This window comes from Patulibacter brassicae (assembly GCF_033949425.1).
GTDB classification, from domain to species: Bacteria; Actinomycetota; Thermoleophilia; order Solirubrobacterales; family Solirubrobacteraceae; genus Patulibacter; species Patulibacter brassicae.
Window position 1 is genome coordinate 27316 of sequence record NZ_JAXAVX010000006.1, and the last position, 14860, is coordinate 42175.

Below are 14860 nucleotides of genomic sequence, written 5' to 3' on the forward strand. Positions count from 1 at the left end.
CGCCCTACGGGCAGCGGACCCAGGCCTGGAACGGGCCGCGGCGGGCGACCTCGCGGAAGCCGGGTGGGGCCGGCTGGGTCGTGCGCGGCACGCCGTCGGCGCGGCCGTAGCGGCGCGCGGCCTTCCCCTCGGCGACGACGATCGCGACGCCGCCGCGCGCGACGCCGAGGCGACCGGCGCGCGGGTCGCTGCGGGCCACCACCGCCTCGCCCGTCGCGTCGAGCTGCAGGCGGATCTCCGGCACCAGGCGGTACGTCGGCAGGCTGACCGGGCCGCAGCGGCGGCCGGCCCGGACCTGCGGGTCGTCCATCAGGGCGCGGACGTCCCGCCGGGTGTCGGCGAGGAACCGCAGCTCGCCGCGCAGGTTGTCGAGGCTCGACCGCTTCACGACGAGGTAGCCGCCGACGCCGAGCGCCGCGCCCGCCAGCGCGACGGCGAGCCAGGGCGTGCGCCAGCGGTGCGCCGGCGGGAGCGCGAGCCAGCCGCAGGCGGCGACCGCGGCGAGCACCGTGAGCGCGACGACGGGGACGGTGAGGTAGCGCGGCAGGAGCGAGAGCCCGGCCACGCCGGCGGCGAGGAACGTCGCGACCCCGCCGAGCAGCAGCGCGAGGACGACGACGCGCGTCCGACGCGCCGGCCGCGAGAGCCCGATCCGCGGCGCCGCGAGCAGCACGGCCAGCCCCGCGAGTCCCGCCGCGGCGACCGGGGGGCGGGCCTGATCGGTGAGCGCGACGACGAGCTCGCGCGGCGCCTTGGCGATCCCGCGCTCGCGCCCGAGCTCCTCCGCGAGCTGGCTCGTCGCCGTGAGCGAGTGCAGCGGGTTCCCGGTGACCGCCGCGTCCATCGCCATCCACGTGAGCGGCGCGGCGAGGACGAGGACGAGGTGCCGGATCCGGCCGGGCAGCGGGTCGTCGGCCGCCGCCCACGGGCCGCCCAGCGTGCACCAGAGCCAGTAGGCGCCGGCCAGGAGCCACGCCTCGGGCCGCAGGAGCCCGGCGAGCAGCAGCAGGACGGCGGGCAGGCACCAGCTCGGCGGCGCGGGACGGCCGACCTCGCCGTCGGCGGCCGAGCGCAGGCCGACGGCGTAGCTCGGGCCGCCCGGGGCGCGGGCGTCCCCGAGGACGAGCGCCGCCGCCCACGCGACGAGCGCGAGGAACGGCACGTCGAGGTACCCGCGGGCGGCGAGCAGCAGGAAGGCGAAGCTCGTCACCGTCAGCGCGCCGGCGACGATGCCCGTCGCCACGCCGGTGCGGGCGCGGGCCGCGAGGGCGTCGGGGTCGGGCGACCGGCGATCGGCGGCCCGCAGGCTCAGCGAGGGTCGCGGCGTCAGCGACTCGCCGACGAGCCGCCCGATCCGGACGTTCGCGGCGGCGAGCGCGGCGAGCGACAGGGCGCTGAGGAGCACCATCGCGCGGTCGCCCTCGTCGCCGAGCAGCGCGACGACCGGGACGGCCAGCGCGTTCCACAGCGGGTGCGGCGTCGAGGCCGCGTAGGCCTCGAACCCGGGCGTCGCGCCGTCGAGCAGCTCCCGCGCCCAGACGAGCGCCAGGACGGTGTCGTAGTTGCCCGACGTCGGCGCCGCCGCCCACGCCACGAGCGCGACGACCGCCGCGACGACCGCGACGACGCCCTCGGCCCACGGCCAGCGCGACGGGGCCATCGGGACGGTGGCCGGCTGCGGGCGGAAGGTGCGGCGGTCGCGGGACCTCACGTCGCCCGTGCCGCTCGCTCCGCGGACCGGCGCCGGCGCCGTGGGCGCCGCTCCTGGGGCGCGACGTTCGCGGCCAGCGCGCCGCCGACGGCGAGCAGGACCCACAGGACGGGGTCCTCGAGGAACGCCGCGTAGCCCATCGTGTGCACGAGGAGCGCGACGACCATCGCCGCGATCGCGGCGCGCGCGACCGACTCGTCGGCCCGCCGCAGGAGGCGCCGCAGGACGAGGACGACGAGCAGGACGTAGACGCCGAGCCCGATCACGCCCTGCTCGGCGGCGATCGTGATCGGGATCGTGTGCGAGGCGTCGACGGCCTTCCGCTCGCCGGCCCGCTCCGCCGCGCGGTAGGCGGTCGCGAAGCCGCCCGAGCCGACGCCGACGAGCGGATGGTCGGCGAAGAGCCCGACCCCGCCGCCGGTCAGCGCGACGCGCCCGGACGTCGCGCCGTCGAGGTCGTCGTGGCTGAAGCCGTCGAGGTTCACCGCCTTCGGCGCGGCGAGCACGACGACGAGGCCGACGGCGAGCACGAGCAGCGTCGCCCCGAACGCGCGCCACGGGCCGAACCGCAGCCCGCCGAGGATCGCGAGGCCGACGAGCAGCGCGAGGAAGCTCGTCTGGGAGAGCGTCAGGACGATCGCCCCCGCGAGGACCGCGATCACGGCGCCGGTGGCCGCGACGGTCCGCGGGCGCCGCGACCAGAGCATCCAGGCGGCGAGGCCGAGCATCACGAGCGCGAGGAAGCGGCCGTAGATGTTCGGGTCGAAGAACAGCGAGTTGACGCGGAAGGCGTCCTCGATCTGGTTCGACGCGATGACCTTCGGGTTCAGCAGGACCGTCCGCGTGGCGTACTCGTAGAACCCGACGCCCGCGAGCACGAGCGCGACCGCGGCGCTCACCGCGAGGCAGCGCGCCGCGAGCGCGGCGGTCCAGCGGCGGGTGCGCAGCACGACGTAGAGCAGCGCGAACGGGACGTAGAAGAAGGCGACCTGCTGCACCGCCTTGGACTGGTCGTCGGACCAGGCGCTCTGGACGGCGTAGAGCACGACGAACAGCACGAGCAGCGCGTCGGCGGCGCCGGGTCGCGGGTCCTGCGGCACGTGCGGCCGGCCGTCGGGGCCCGTCCGGGGCCGGAGCCGCTCCCAGGCCCACGCCACCGCGGCCGCGCCCGTGACGAGGTACAGCGGCACGAGGAGGTTCACCGGCTGGGCGTCGCCGACGTCGATCGGGATCCGGAACGGCAGGACCGCCGCCACCGCGAGCGGCAGCGCGACCGGCCAGCGCCGCAGGACCGCCGCGCCGAGCGCGACGAGGGCGATCCCGCCCAGCGCGGCGGCGAGCAGGACCTCGGTGCCGTGGGCGCCGTCGCGGATCCGCTCCACGGCGCTCGTGTCCCAGACCTCGCCGGCGAGGATCACCGGCGCGCCGAAGAGGGCGACGACCATCGCCGCCGCGGCGTGCCGCGACCCGTCGCGGCCGGCGAGGAGCAGGGCGAGGGCCGCGGCGAGCGCGACGGCGGTCAGCGCGAGAGTCGTCGCCATGCGCTGCCCAGGAGCTCGGAGGTGTCGCGGTCGCCGGCGAGGCGCGAGGCGAACGCCGGGAGGCCGGTGCGCAGGACGAGCCCGCGCCCGATCCGCACGCCGGCGACGATCAGGCGGTCGCGCCCGTCGACGGCGCCGGCGACCTTCGTCGCGCCGTCGGGCAGGCGCGCGGGCCAGCCGGTCGCGTAGCCGTCGAAGCGCCCGTCGGTGCCGGTGAAGAGGCCGATCTCGTCGCCGTCGATCTGCAGCGGGCCGTCGAGGCGCACCGCACCGGCGCTGGCGATCCCGAACGCGTCGTCGGCGGTCGGCGGGCCGGGGCGCCGCAGGCGGCTCGCGCCGAGCGTCACCGTCCGGTGCAGGGCCGCGGGATCGAGGACGCCGACGCTGCCGCCGTCGCGGACGTAGCGCCGCAGGCGGTCGGCGAGGCCGGTGGTCGTCCAGCGGTGCTCGCCGACGAGCAGCACGCCGCGGTGCCCGTCGAGGCGCGGGCCGCCGCCGCCCTCCCGCGGGGAGGACCCGTCGGCGGTGCCGGGCCCGTCGCCGCCCTGGGCGGCGAGCGCGAGGTCGGTCGTGAGGTCGTAGCGGATGCCCTCGGCCGCGAGCCAGCGCAGCACCGCCCGGACGTCGTCGAAGCCCTGCGGCAGCCCCGTCATGACCCGGCCCCGTCGGACCTGCGACCGCGGGCCGTTGCCGAGCACGTCGACGAGGCCGTCGCCGTCGTCGTCGAGCGCGACGCGCCCGACCCAGGTGATCGCCGGCAGGACGACGAGCACCCGCTGGGCACGGCTGTCGGTGGCGACGGCCGGCACCTCGACGCGCTCGAGCCCGCGCTCGCCGTCGACGGAGACGGCGAGGACGTAGCCGGCGGAGCGCGCCGAGCGGGTGCGCGGCCGCAGCAGCGGCTCGCGCGAGGACCCGCGGGCGACCACCGCGTCGCGTCGGGCGCCGATCCGCCGCAGGACCCACTGGTAGCGGCGCCCGCGGGCGTCGACGAAGAACGTCAGGCGGTGGTCGCCGTCGACGGGGTCCAGCCGCGGCTGGACCCCGATCGGCCGGACGGTGATGCCGCCGCGGCCGTGGTAGCCGCCGTCGGGCTCGGCCTGCGGCAGGCCGGCGTCGCGGTCGCCGGCCCGGGGGCCGCAGCCGAGGTTCGCCGCCTGATCGCGGACGCAGACCTGCAGGACGTACGTGCCCGGCGGCGCCGGGCGCCCGTCGGGCAGCGTGCCGTCCCAGATCGCCTCGCCGGCGATCGACCGCGGCCTCCCGCCCACGAGCGTCCCGCCGTCGGCCTCCCGCGTCACCCGCACCGGCAGGCGGCGGACGATCCGCGCCGGTCCCGGGCTCGTGCGCACGATCCGGGCCTGCGGGTACCACCCACGCAGGACGAGGTCGGCCCGGAACGGCTTGCGGTTCGCGGTCGGCAGCAGCATCGGCCGGCTGCCGCGCTGGTCCCCGAGCCGCCGCACGCGCGGGCGCGGCGGGGTCGTGTCGACCGCGAACGAGCCCGGAGTGACGATGCTGCGGCCCTCGTCGGTGAGCGTCACCTTGAAGCGGTACCGCCCGTCCTCCGCGATCCGTCCGTCGTCCTGACGCCCGTCCCAGCGCAGCCGCTGGCGGCGGTAGGCCTGGACGCGCCGGCCCTCCTCGAGGGTGCGCACCGTGCGCCCGCCCGCGTCGACGACCTCGACGGTGATCGACGTCGAGCGCTTGACGAAGAAGCCGAACGTCACCGACTCGCGACGCCCGTCCCCGTTGGGGGAGAACGACTTCGCGAACCGCTGGCCGCCGACCACCGCCGGCTGGTTCTTCAGCTTCTGCGCGACGAAGAACGCGCCGACCGCCCCGACGACGAGCAGCGCGAAGAGCACGGTCGCGGCGGTGAGGGGACCGCCGCGGGCGTCGGGATCGGGCGCCGGCGCGCTCACAGCTCCTCGACCGCCGCGTTGGCGAGCCCGTCGTGATCGCGCTCCTCGCCGCGCTCGTGGCGCAGCAGCAGGCGGATGACGTTGCGATGGCAGACGACGAGCGTCACAGGCCGGCCGCCGTCGGAGGCGCGCAGCTCGTCGGCGGCGCGGATCGCCGCGATCGCCTCGCGCGAGCGGGCGAGGTGCGCGGCGAGCGTCTCGCCGCCCGGGGCCGCGAAGTCGAGCTCGAGCGCCCGGAAGGCGGCGTAGCCGTCCGGGTCCTCGGCCTCGACCTCGGCGTAGGTGCGGTCCGTCCAGGTCCCGCAGTCGGTCTCGGCGAGGCGTGGCTCGACCTCGGGCGCCAGGCCGGTCGCCGCCGCCACGATCGCGGCGGTCTCCAGCGCCCGGGTCAGCGGGCTCGAGACCATCCGGTCGACGTCGCCGCGAGCGACGATCGCGCTCGCGAGCTCGACCGCCTGGGCGCGCCCCTGCGCGTCGAGCGGGACGGCGCCCTGCCCCTGGAAGCGTCCCTCGTCGTTGTAGGCCGTGCGGCCGTGGCGGGCGAGCAGGATCATGCGTCGGGAGGGGCGAGGCGCCCGGCGCCGCGGATCACTGGCCGGGGATGCCGGTGCCGGTGCCGGTGCCGGTGCCCCCGCCGGTGGTGCCGGAGGTGCCGCTCGTGCCGGTGGCGCCGCCGGTCGAGCTCGCGCCGCCGTTGGCCGGGCCGGCGTCGTTCGTCTGGCTGTTCGGCAGCTGCTGGCCGTTGGGCACCGAGGTGTCGGACTCGGGGCGCAGCCGCGTGCCGAGCGGGCTGCGGGCGAAGTCCGCGCCGAGCACGACGACGACGTCGGGCGAGCCCTCGGCCGCCGAGCGGATCGTCGCGTTCATGGCCCGGACGGTCGAGGTCCGCAGCTGCAGGCGCTTCGCGATCGCGAGCGCCGCCTCGCGGTTGCCGGAGGTGTAGGCGACGGTCGTGGTCGTCTGCGGGACGGGCGAGCCGTTCTCCGTGTAGGTGGCGGCGGTGCCGGTGTCGAAGCGCGCGTTCTCGAGCCGTTCCGTGACGCCGCCGCCCAGGCCCTCGGCACCGGAGCCGTTGAGCACGACGACCTTCGTGCCGGAGGCGCTGTACGCCGGCACCTGTCGCTGCTCCTGCTGGGCCTTCGCGTCGGACTCGTTGGTGCGATCGACCTGCGTCTCGCCGTCGCCGCCGATCACGCCGAGGGCGAAGAGCAGCGCGACGAGGACGACGAGCGAGACGCCGGCGACGGCGACCATGCCGAGCACCGACCGGCGCGGGGTCTCGCCGCGCTCGCGGGCGGTCGACGCGGCCCCGACGACCGTCGCCGGCCGCGGCTGGCTCAGCGGGGTGCTGCGCGGCCCACCGGGTCCGCCGGCGCCATTCGTGCCGGGCGGGGTCGGACGGGGCGGCGTCGGGCGCGGCGGCGCGCCGCCGGCGGGCGGGGCGGGCGGCGTCACGGAAGCGCCCATCGCGACCTGCGTCGGCGCGCCGGCGGCGGTGCCCGGAGGCGGTGGCGGTGCCTGCACCCCGGCCGCCGCGGCCGCGGCGGCCGGCACGGCGCCGGGGGCGCCGGCACCCGCGGGGCGGGCGACCTGCGGCTGCTGCCCGGGACGGGCGACCTGGGGCTGGGCGGGACGCGCCGCCAGCGGCGGCTGCTGCCGTCCGACGAGCTCGCCGGTCGCGAGCTGGCGCTCGAGCTCCTCGAGCCGCTCCGGGGCGGTGCCCGCCCACTCGCGCAGGCGCTGCAGCTCGCGTCCCTGGGTGAGGACCAGGACCCCCATCGCGGCGACCGCGACGAGGGAGGCGAAGCCGACGTAGGGGCCGATCTCGTCGAACTTGCTCGCGAAGCCGGCAGCGAGCACCTGGATCGCCGCAGGGGTCATAGCGGACCAGTGTAGGCGTTCGCCCCGCGGTCGCGCCCGGCTCCACCGCCCCCGGCGGCGTCGCCCGGGGCCGCTCGCGGCGCCCCGCCGACCGGCGTGCCCGGACCGCCTGGCGCGCCCGCGCTCGTCGCCGTCGCGGGCCGCGGGTGCAGCGCGTGGGCGTTCTGCAGCTCGGCGACCTTCGCGGCGACGCCGGCGCGATCGCCCTCCAGCACGAGCAGGCCGATCTCGTTGAACATCTCCTCGACGACCTCGGGCGGGAACGACGTCCGCTCGGCCCGGCGGATCCGCTCGGCGTCGGTCGGGTGGAGGCGCTCGAACCGGTTCGACAGCGCCTCGTGCAGCTTCTCGCCCGGCCGCGCGCCGACGACCTCGATCGCGATGTCCTGGTCGGGACGCAGCCCGGAGAGCTCGATCATGTCCCGGGCGAGCTGGAGGATCGAGACCGGCTCGCCCATGTCGAGCACGAGGATGTCGCCGCTGGAGCCCAGCGCGCCGGCCTGGATGACGAGCTGGACCGCCTCCGGGATCGTCATGAAGTAGCGGGTCATCCGCTCGTCGGTGACGGTCACCGGACCGCCGAGGCGGATCTGGCGCTGGAAGATCGGGACGACCGAGCCGCTCGAGCCCAGGACGTTGCCGAACCGCACGCACGAGAACCGCGTGCCGGGCCAGCGCTGCGCCGCGGCCTCGACGGCGAGCTCGGCGAGCGCCTTGCTCGCGCCCATCACCGTCTCGGGCTCGACGGCCTTGTCGGTCGAGACGAGGACGAACCGCTCGATCTCCGCCTCGCCGCAGAGGCGCGTGAGCAGGCGCGTGGCGATCGAGTTGTTGCGGACCGCCTCGACCGGGTTCTCCTCCATGAGCCCGACGTGCTTGTACGCCGCGGCGTGGAAGACGACCTGCGGGCGGTGCTCGGCGAGCACCTCGCGGATCCGGTCGCCCTCCTTCACGTCGGCGATGACCGACGCGAGGCGGTCCGGCGGGACCTGGCGATCGTCGAGCAGCTCGCGCTCGATCCGGAAGAGGTTGTCCTCGGCGTGGTCGAGCAGCACGAGCCGCGCCGGGCCGACGCGCGCGATCTGGCGGCAGAGCTCGGACCCGATCGAGCCGCCGGCGCCGGTGACGAGCACGACCTGGTCGCGCAGGTACGCCCCCACGCGGTCGAGCTCCATCCGGACGGGCTCCCGACCGAGGACGTCCTCGACCCGCACCTCGCGGACCTGGCGCACCGCGGTGCCCTCGCCGGCCTGCAGCAGCTCGAAGACCGTCGGCAGCGTCCGCACGGGGACGCCCCGGCGACGCGACGCGCGCAGGACGTCGGCGCGCAGCGTGCCGGGCGCCGACGGGATCGCGATGAGGATCTCGTCGGGCTCGGCCTCGTCGATCACGCGGCCGAGGTCGCCGATCCGCCCGAGCACCCGGACGCCGTCGACCTTCGTGCGGAGCTTGCGCTCGTCGTCGTCGACGAAGCCGACCGGCCACATCCCGAGCTGCGGGTTGCGCAGCATCTCGCGCAGGACGAGCCGCCCGCCCTCGCCGGCGCCGACGATCAGGACGCTGCGCCCGTCGCGACGCGCGCGGAACGTGATCCGGAACCGGCCCTCGGCCATCGCGCGGGTGAGGACGCGGACGCCGACGAGCAGGAGGATCCCGGCGATCCCGGCGATCCCGATCACCCCGAGCGGCGGGTTGACCGTCGCCTCGCGGAAGACCGTGCGGCCGCTGTCGAGCACCTCCGGCGCGTTCCGCGTCACGGGATGGAGCGCCGCGTTGGCGGCGTAGAGGAGCAGCAGGCCGAGCACCACGCCTTGGGCGATCCGGAAGTCGTCGCGCCCGTCGGTGTGCTGCCACGGCCGGTGGTAGCCCCCCAGGACCCAGACCGCGAGGACCGTCGCGAGGCCGGCGATCGGCCAGGTGTGGTCGAAGAGCGCCGCGTAGGAGCCGAAGACGCCCCCGCCGTCGACCCGCAGCTTGAAGCCGAGCCAGTAGGCGCCCGCGGCCAGCACGAAGTCGACCAGCGCCTGGAGGGGCGAGAGCCGATGGAACGTCAGCGCAGCGGGGCGTCGCCGCATCGGCGGGCATTCTCGCACGCCCCCCTCGCCCGGAACCGGTCGGCTGCGCCACCATGGAGGGCGGTGGCCACGTCCGATCGCCTCCCGAGCCCTCCCGGCGCCGCGCGTCGCGGCCGCGCGCAGCATCCGCCGGCCCGCGGCGGGCGGCCCGTCCCGGTGCTCCTCGTGCTCGTGGTCGCCGGGCTGCTCGCGCTCGGGCTCGGCGTCATGGGTCGCACGACGAACGACGGCGCGTTCCGCGGTGCGTGGGAGTTCTCGCGCCTCGGCGGGCCGTGGCTCGTGGTGGCGTTCGTCGCGGGCGTCGTGGCCGGCTGGCGACGGCGGGCGGGCGGCCTGGCGCTCGGCGTCGTCGCCGGGGCGATCGCGATCGGCTGCGGGTCGCTCGCCTACTACGCGCTGTCGGTGCTCTGGGACGACGCGGTCGGCGCCGAGGCCCGGCGGGCGGTGAAGCTCGGTGTCGGCTGGGGCGCGGCCGGGACGGTGATCGGGGGCGTCCTGGGCGCGACGGGCGCGGCGTTCGCGACCCGCGCCGGCGGCCGCCGGGGACGCGCGTGGCTGCACGGCGCGGCGATCGGCACGCTCGGCGGGCTGCTCATGGGCGAGTCGATCGCGCTGCTCTGGGTCTGGGACGGGGTCGGCCTGCGCGCGATGGCGACGCTCGAGGGCCTCGCGGGCGTCGCGCTCGTCGTCCTCGGCTGCGTCGGACGGGGCTGGCGATTCATCGTGGCCGCGCTGCTCGCCGCGGCGGTCGTGGCCACCGTCGCGCCGATCGCGACGACCCTCGTGCGCGAGACGCTGCGCCAGATCGGCTGGGCGGGCGCCTGACGCGCCCGTCCGGGGCGGTCGGTCGACGGGCGACGACGCGCTCCGGGCTCGCACCCGAGCGCGCGCTCCGGCCCCGGCGCGCGGTTCCCGGTCGGCCCAGCGGGTAGCCGACGAGGGAGCCCGGGCACGCCGCGGCCTGCTCGGGCGATCCGCCCCCGACCCCGGGAGACGCCGATGACCCGCACGACGCAGAAGATCGTCCAGTACCTGAACGAGGCGCACGCCAGCGAGGTCGCGCTGGTCCGCGTGCTGCAGAGCCAGATCGCCATGACGCCCCGCGGCCGCTACCGGACGGCGCTGGAGGCGCACCTCGAGGAGACGCGCGACCACGCCGAGCGCGTGCGCGTCCGCCTGCGGGAGCTCGAGCAGGGCCGCAACCCCGTGCAGCTGGCCGTCGGCGTCGCGGAGAGCATCGCCGGCCAGGCGCTCGCCCTCGCGAAGACGCCCCTGGACCTCGTGCGCGGCACCGGCGGGGCGGAGAAGGTCCTGAAGAACGCGAAGGACGCGGCGGCGACCGAGGCGCTGGAGATCGCGACGTACACCGCGCTGGAGACCCTGGCCGAGGAGGCCGGCGACGAGCGCACCGCGCGCCTGGCCGCGTCGATCCGCGCCGACGAGGAGCGGATGCTGCGCACGATCCGCGAGACGCTCCCGACCCTCACCCGGTCGGTGCTGCGCGGCACGCGCGGCGGCCGCGCGTTCGACCCGTCGACGACCGGCGCCGGCGAGGCGGTCGGCCGGGTGGCGAGCGCCGTGGCCGAGGGTGCCCGCGACGCCGCCGAGGCGGCCGAGGACGCGCTGCGCCGCGCCCCCGGGGCCGCGCAGGCCGAGGGCGTGGTGCGCGGCACCGTCGCCGGCGCGGACGACCTGCCGATCGCCGGCTACGACGACCTGACCGTCGCCGAGCTCGCCGAGCGGATCCCCCGGCTCTCGCCCCGCGAGATCGCGACGATCGAGGCGTACGAGCGCCGGCACAAGGACCGCCGCGGCGTGCTGCAGGTGACCGAGCGCGAGCTGGCCGGCTCCTCCTCCTGAGAGGGGCGCCGCCCCGAGGGGGACCCGGGGCCTCGCGGCCCGGACGGCGGCGAGCGCCCCGACGTCGGGGCGCTCGGAATGGCCCGGATCAGCCGACCGGCGACAGCAGCAGGTCGGTGAAGACCGCCGGGTCGCGACGGGTGCGGCCCGCATCGGTGCCGGAGCGGTCCCGCTTGACGAGCTCCACGGCCTCCGGGTCCTCGAGCCGGTGCAGCCGGCCCTCGGCGATCAGCGCGTCGTCCACGGCGCCGGGCCGGCCGTCGAACGTCGTGAAGACCGGGGTGCCGAGGGCGACCGCCTCGCGGTTCATCGTCCCGCCGGCGGAGACGACGAGGTCCGCGAGCGCGATGAGCGACGGCCCGTCGATCGGTCGCTCGGGGACGACGAAGCCGCCGGCCGCGCGCAGCTCGGCGCGCTGGTCGGCGGTGCGGGGCAGCACCACGACCTGGCCCTGCTCGCGCAGGCGGGTGAGGACCTGCGCGAACCGGTCGTTGTGGAAGCGGTGGTACAGCGAGACCTCGGGCGGGGTGCGCACGACCGCGATCGGCTCGGCGGCGTCGAGCCCGAGGTCGACGAGCACCGACGGGTCCGGGTCGAGGTCGGAGAGGTAGTACTCCTCCTTCAGCCCGGCGTAGGCGCGGATCTTGCCGTCGGCCCCGTAGCGCGAGAGCCGCTGCGGCGGGATCGACGCCGGCACGACGACCGCCTGCGCGAGGCGGCAGTTGATCTGGTGCTGGACCGTCGCCCACTCGTAGTCGAACGCGGTCGTCGAGGGGATCCCGAGCGCCGCGGCCGCGACGGTGACGTCGTTGGAGCCGTGCCCGATCGCGAGGTCGAAGGGCGCCGAGCCGTCCGGGTGGCCCCCGACCCGCCGCGACCAGCGCAGGAGCGCCGTCGTCCGCGACGCGAGCCCGCGGGCCTTGTCCGGCAGCCGCTCGCCGCGGTGGTGGCCGATCGCCGTGTGCGGGATGCCGAGGCGGTCGCACAGGCCGAGCGTCTGGGCGAAGTCGCGCGCGGTGACGTCGACGCGGTGCCCGCGTCGGCGCAGCTCCTCGATCACCGGCCGCAGGACCAGGACGTGGGGGCTGTTGGTGAGGTCGATCCAGACGCGCATCGCCGCGCGGGATGCTCGCAGGACCGGGGGCGGGGCGCCGGCGACGTCGCTGCGGGAACGACGGCCGTCGCGTCGTGCCCTCTGGGCGGCCCGGGACGAGCGCGGTCGCGATGCCCGCCTCGGTCGATCCGGCCTGCGGGCTCGCGCGCGGTCGGACGCCTGCGCCGGACGCGAGGTCAGCGTCCGGCGAGGACCGCGGCCACGCCGTCGACGACCTCGCCGATCTGGCGCTCGGTCATCGTCGCGCTGATCGGCAGGGCCACGTGCGTGCGGGCGAGCTCGTCGGTGACCGGCAGGTCCGCGAGGCCGCCGGCCTGGAACGCCGCCATCGGCGGCTGGCGGTGGACCGGGGTGCGGTAGTAGCCGCGCGCGCCGACCCCGCGGGCGCCGAGGCCCGTCGCGAGCGCGTCGGGCTCCTCGGTCCGCACGACGTAGAGATGCCAGGCCGGAGCGCTGCCCGGGGCCGCCTCGGGCAGCGTCACGAGCTCGCCGAGCCCGGCGGCGCGGTAGCGCGCATCGACCCGGTGCCGGTGGGTCGCCCAGCTCTCCAGCGACGGCAGCAGGACGCGCAGGATCGCGGCCTGGACCTCGTCGAGGCGGCTGTTGTAGCCGATCTCGACGTAGTCGACCTTGTCCGCGGAGCCGTGGAAGCGCAGCGTCCGGACGCGCTCGGCGATCGCGTCGTCGCTCGTCGTGATCGCCCCGCCGTCGCCGAACGCACCGAGGTTCTTCGAGGGGTAGAAGCTGAAGGTCGCCACGTCGCCCATCGTGCCCGGGCGGGCGACGGTCCCGTCGCCGTCGCGCAGCGTCGAGCCGGCGGCCTGCGCGGCGTCCTCGAGCACCGGCAGCCCGGTCCGCTCCCGGATCGCGGCGATCGGCGCGACGTTGCCGAACAGGTGGACGGCGATGATCGCCTTCGTCCGGGGCGTGACCGCGGCCGCGACCGTCTCGGCGGTGACGCACATCGTGTCCGGGTCGACGTCGCAGAAGACCGGGACCGCGCCGGTCGGGGGGATCGCCTCGGCGCTCGCCCAGAAGGTGAACGACGGGACGACGACCTCGTCGCCCGGACCGACGCCGAGCGCGCGCAGCGCGATCGTGATCGCCTCGGTGCCGTTCGCCACCCCGATCGCGTGGCGGGCGCCGAGCCAGGCGGCGAGCTCCTCCTCGAAGGCGTGGACCTCCGGCCCCAGGACGAACCGCCCGTCCCGGGCGACCCGCAGCAGCGCCTCGTCCAGGCGGTCCCGCAGCGGCTCCAGCGCGGTGGCGGTGTCGAAGAGCGGGACGGCCATGTCGCACAGGATGCCCGACGGTCGGCGCCGACCGGCGGCCCGCCGGGACCGAGCCCGGGCGAGGAGGCCCCCGCGGCCCCCGGGAGGGCGGGACCGGTGCCGGAACGTTCCGCACCCCGCCCTCCGGAGGGCATCGATGCCGGAACGTTCCCTCCTCGGCCCCGTTCGGCCGTCCCGCGGCAGAGCGCGGACGCGCCGCGCCGTGGGCCTGCGACCCCGGGCGGCGTAGGCTCCGCGACCGATGCCCTCCGGCCTCCCCGACCACCCCCTGCGCTCGCTCGTGGCGGCGCAGCTCGCCGGGCTCGTCCACGGGCCCGCCGAGGCGCTGCCGGTGTCCTCCTCCGCCCACGTCCGCGTCGTCACGCAGGTCGTGACGCGTGGCCGCGGGGTGGCGCCCGGCGATCCCGAGCTCGCGAAGGCGACCGAGGTCGCCGCGCACGCCGGGACGCTCGCCGGGCTGACGCTCGGCCTGCGGGTGGAGATCCGCCAGGTGCTGCGCGGCGCGGCCGCCGACCCGGCGAGGGCCGCGCGGACCGCCGGCCTCATCACCCTCGCCTCCGCGCCGACGGCGCTGGCCGCCGTGGCGTTCGAGCGCCGGATCGAGCAGCGGCTCGGCTCCGACGAGACGATCGCGATCGGCCTCGTCGTCGGCGGGTTCGCGATGACGCTCGCCGACGGCGGCCTGCTGCGGCTGCGGCGTGTCGGGGGCCGCGCGCTCGCCCGGGACGTCGAGCGCGGCGAGGCGGCGCCGACGGGCGAGGCCGACCCGGCGGGCGCGGGCGCCGCGCGAGGGACCGGGACGCCTGACCCGTCCGGCGCCACGGGCACGACCGGCGGGCCCGGCACGACGGGCGCCGGTCGGCGCGGTCCGGCCGGCGACGGCCGCTCCTGGCAGGACGCGACGATCGCCGACGCGCTGTTGCTCGGCCTCGCCCAGGCGACCGCCCTGTGGCCCGGCGTGTCGCGCAGCGGGGCGGTGCTCGGGGCGGCGCGCGCGCTGGGCTTCGGGCGCGGGGACGCGGGCTGGATCTCGGCGGCGCTGGCCGGCCCGGCGGTCGGCGGCGCCACCGCCCTGAAGACCGTGCGGCTCGTCCAGCGCGTCGCCGCCGGGACGGTGCCGCGCGCCGCGCTGCTGCCGCTCGGTGCCGTCGCGGTCACGAGCGCGCTCTCGGGCCGCCTGGCGGCGCCGCTGGCGCGACGGACGCTCGAGGGCGTCCGCCTGGCGCCCTTCGGGGCCTACCGACTGCTCGTCGCGGGCGGGCTGCTCGCCACCCGGCCGCCGCGCTGAGCGGACGGCCGCACGTTCCTGCGCGACGGCGCGCTCGCCGCCGGCCGCCGGCGACGCGGGGCGCCACGCCTCTTCCACCCGGCCTCTGCGCCCGACCGGCCACGCCGAGACGACCGCGCCCGCCGAGCGCCGAGCGCCGCGACCCGTCGGCCGCCGCCCCCGCACGACGCTCG

At 77.5% G+C, this 14860-nt stretch carries 11 protein-coding genes; 3 read left to right on the forward strand and 8 right to left on the reverse strand.

The genetic code is table 11. The features are described from left to right. Nucleotides 1–4: 4 nt before the first annotated feature. From SK069_RS12585 to SK069_RS12610, 6 genes are read right to left on the reverse strand one after another with little or no spacing between them, the layout of a single operon-like run. Nucleotides 5–1711, reverse strand: a complete 1707-nt coding sequence (locus SK069_RS12585) for a hypothetical protein (protein ID WP_319954591.1) — start codon at nt 1709–1711, stop codon at nt 5–7. Continuing rightward, nucleotides 1708–3252: an O-antigen ligase family protein gene (locus tag SK069_RS12590; protein WP_319954592.1), complete on the reverse strand. Its 1545-nt coding sequence runs from the start codon at nt 3250–3252 to the stop codon at nt 1708–1710. The genes SK069_RS12585 and SK069_RS12590 overlap by 4 nt, the downstream gene beginning before the upstream one ends. Next, nucleotides 3231–5177 (reverse strand): FlgD immunoglobulin-like domain containing protein, encoded by a 1947-nt coding sequence (locus SK069_RS12595; protein ID WP_319954593.1) that lies wholly within the window; start codon nt 5175–5177, stop codon nt 3231–3233. The genes SK069_RS12590 and SK069_RS12595 overlap by 22 nt, the downstream gene beginning before the upstream one ends. Then, nucleotides 5174–5731: a histidine phosphatase family protein gene (locus SK069_RS12600; RefSeq protein WP_319954594.1), complete on the reverse strand. Its 558-nt coding sequence runs from the start codon at nt 5729–5731 to the stop codon at nt 5174–5176. The genes SK069_RS12595 and SK069_RS12600 overlap by 4 nt, the downstream gene beginning before the upstream one ends. Before the next feature lie 34 nt (nt 5732–5765). Beyond that, nucleotides 5766–7058: a LytR C-terminal domain-containing protein gene (locus tag SK069_RS12605; protein WP_319954595.1), complete on the reverse strand. Its 1293-nt coding sequence runs from the start codon at nt 7056–7058 to the stop codon at nt 5766–5768. After that, entirely contained in the window at nt 7055–9133 is a 2079-nt protein-coding gene (locus tag SK069_RS12610) for a polysaccharide biosynthesis protein (RefSeq protein ID WP_319954596.1), read from the reverse strand. The genes SK069_RS12605 and SK069_RS12610 overlap by 4 nt, the downstream gene beginning before the upstream one ends. A gap of 63 nt (nt 9134–9196) precedes the next feature. Between SK069_RS12610 and SK069_RS12615 the strand changes: the two genes are divergently transcribed. Both SK069_RS12615 and SK069_RS12620 read left to right on the forward strand, forming a co-directional pair. Then, nucleotides 9197–9958: a DUF6518 family protein gene (locus SK069_RS12615; RefSeq protein ID WP_319954597.1), complete on the forward strand. Its 762-nt coding sequence runs from the start codon at nt 9197–9199 to the stop codon at nt 9956–9958. A gap of 174 nt (nt 9959–10132) precedes the next feature. Beyond that, nucleotides 10133–10993: a YciE/YciF ferroxidase family protein gene (locus tag SK069_RS12620; RefSeq protein ID WP_319954598.1), complete on the forward strand. Its 861-nt coding sequence runs from the start codon at nt 10133–10135 to the stop codon at nt 10991–10993. 88 nt (nt 10994–11081) lie between these two features. Here the strand turns inward: SK069_RS12620 and SK069_RS12625 are convergent, their stop codons facing one another. After that, a complete protein-coding gene (locus SK069_RS12625) occupies nt 11082–12107 on the reverse strand; it encodes a DUF354 domain-containing protein (RefSeq protein ID WP_319954599.1) in 1026 nt (341 codons plus the stop codon). A gap of 176 nt (nt 12108–12283) precedes the next feature. Then, nucleotides 12284–13399: a DegT/DnrJ/EryC1/StrS family aminotransferase gene (locus SK069_RS12630; protein ID WP_319954600.1), complete on the reverse strand. Its 1116-nt coding sequence runs from the start codon at nt 13397–13399 to the stop codon at nt 12284–12286. Between the two features lie 241 nt (nt 13400–13640). Between SK069_RS12630 and SK069_RS12635 the strand changes: the two genes are divergently transcribed. After that, nucleotides 13641–14687, forward strand: coding sequence for an undecaprenyl-diphosphate phosphatase (locus SK069_RS12635; RefSeq protein ID WP_319954601.1), 1047 nt, complete (start codon nt 13641–13643; stop codon nt 14685–14687). Nucleotides 14688–14860: the final 173 nt, after the last annotated feature.

What these genes read in the sequence shown, in the direction of transcription:
- SK069_RS12600 (WP_319954594.1), bottom strand. Translation starts at nt 5,731, where the DNA reads ATGATCCTGCTCGCCCGCCACGGCCGCACGGCCTACAACGACGAGGGA.
- SK069_RS12605 (WP_319954595.1), bottom strand. Translation starts at nt 7,058, where the DNA reads ATGACCCCTGCGGCGATCCAGGTGCTCGCTGCCGGCTTCGCGAGCAAG.
- SK069_RS12625 (WP_319954599.1), bottom strand. Translation starts at nt 12,107, where the DNA reads ATGCGCGTCTGGATCGACCTCACCAACAGCCCCCACGTCCTGGTCCTG.
- SK069_RS12620 (WP_319954598.1), top strand. Translation starts at nt 10,133, where the DNA reads ATGACCCGCACGACGCAGAAGATCGTCCAGTACCTGAACGAGGCGCAC.
- SK069_RS12635 (WP_319954601.1), top strand. Translation starts at nt 13,641, where the DNA reads ATGCCCTCCGGCCTCCCCGACCACCCCCTGCGCTCGCTCGTGGCGGCG.
- SK069_RS12630 (WP_319954600.1), bottom strand. Translation starts at nt 13,399, where the DNA reads ATGGCCGTCCCGCTCTTCGACACCGCCACCGCGCTGGAGCCGCTGCGG.
- SK069_RS12590 (WP_319954592.1), bottom strand. Translation starts at nt 3,252, where the DNA reads ATGGCGACGACTCTCGCGCTGACCGCCGTCGCGCTCGCCGCGGCCCTC.
- SK069_RS12610 (WP_319954596.1), bottom strand. Translation starts at nt 9,133, where the DNA reads ATGCGGCGACGCCCCGCTGCGCTGACGTTCCATCGGCTCTCGCCCCTC.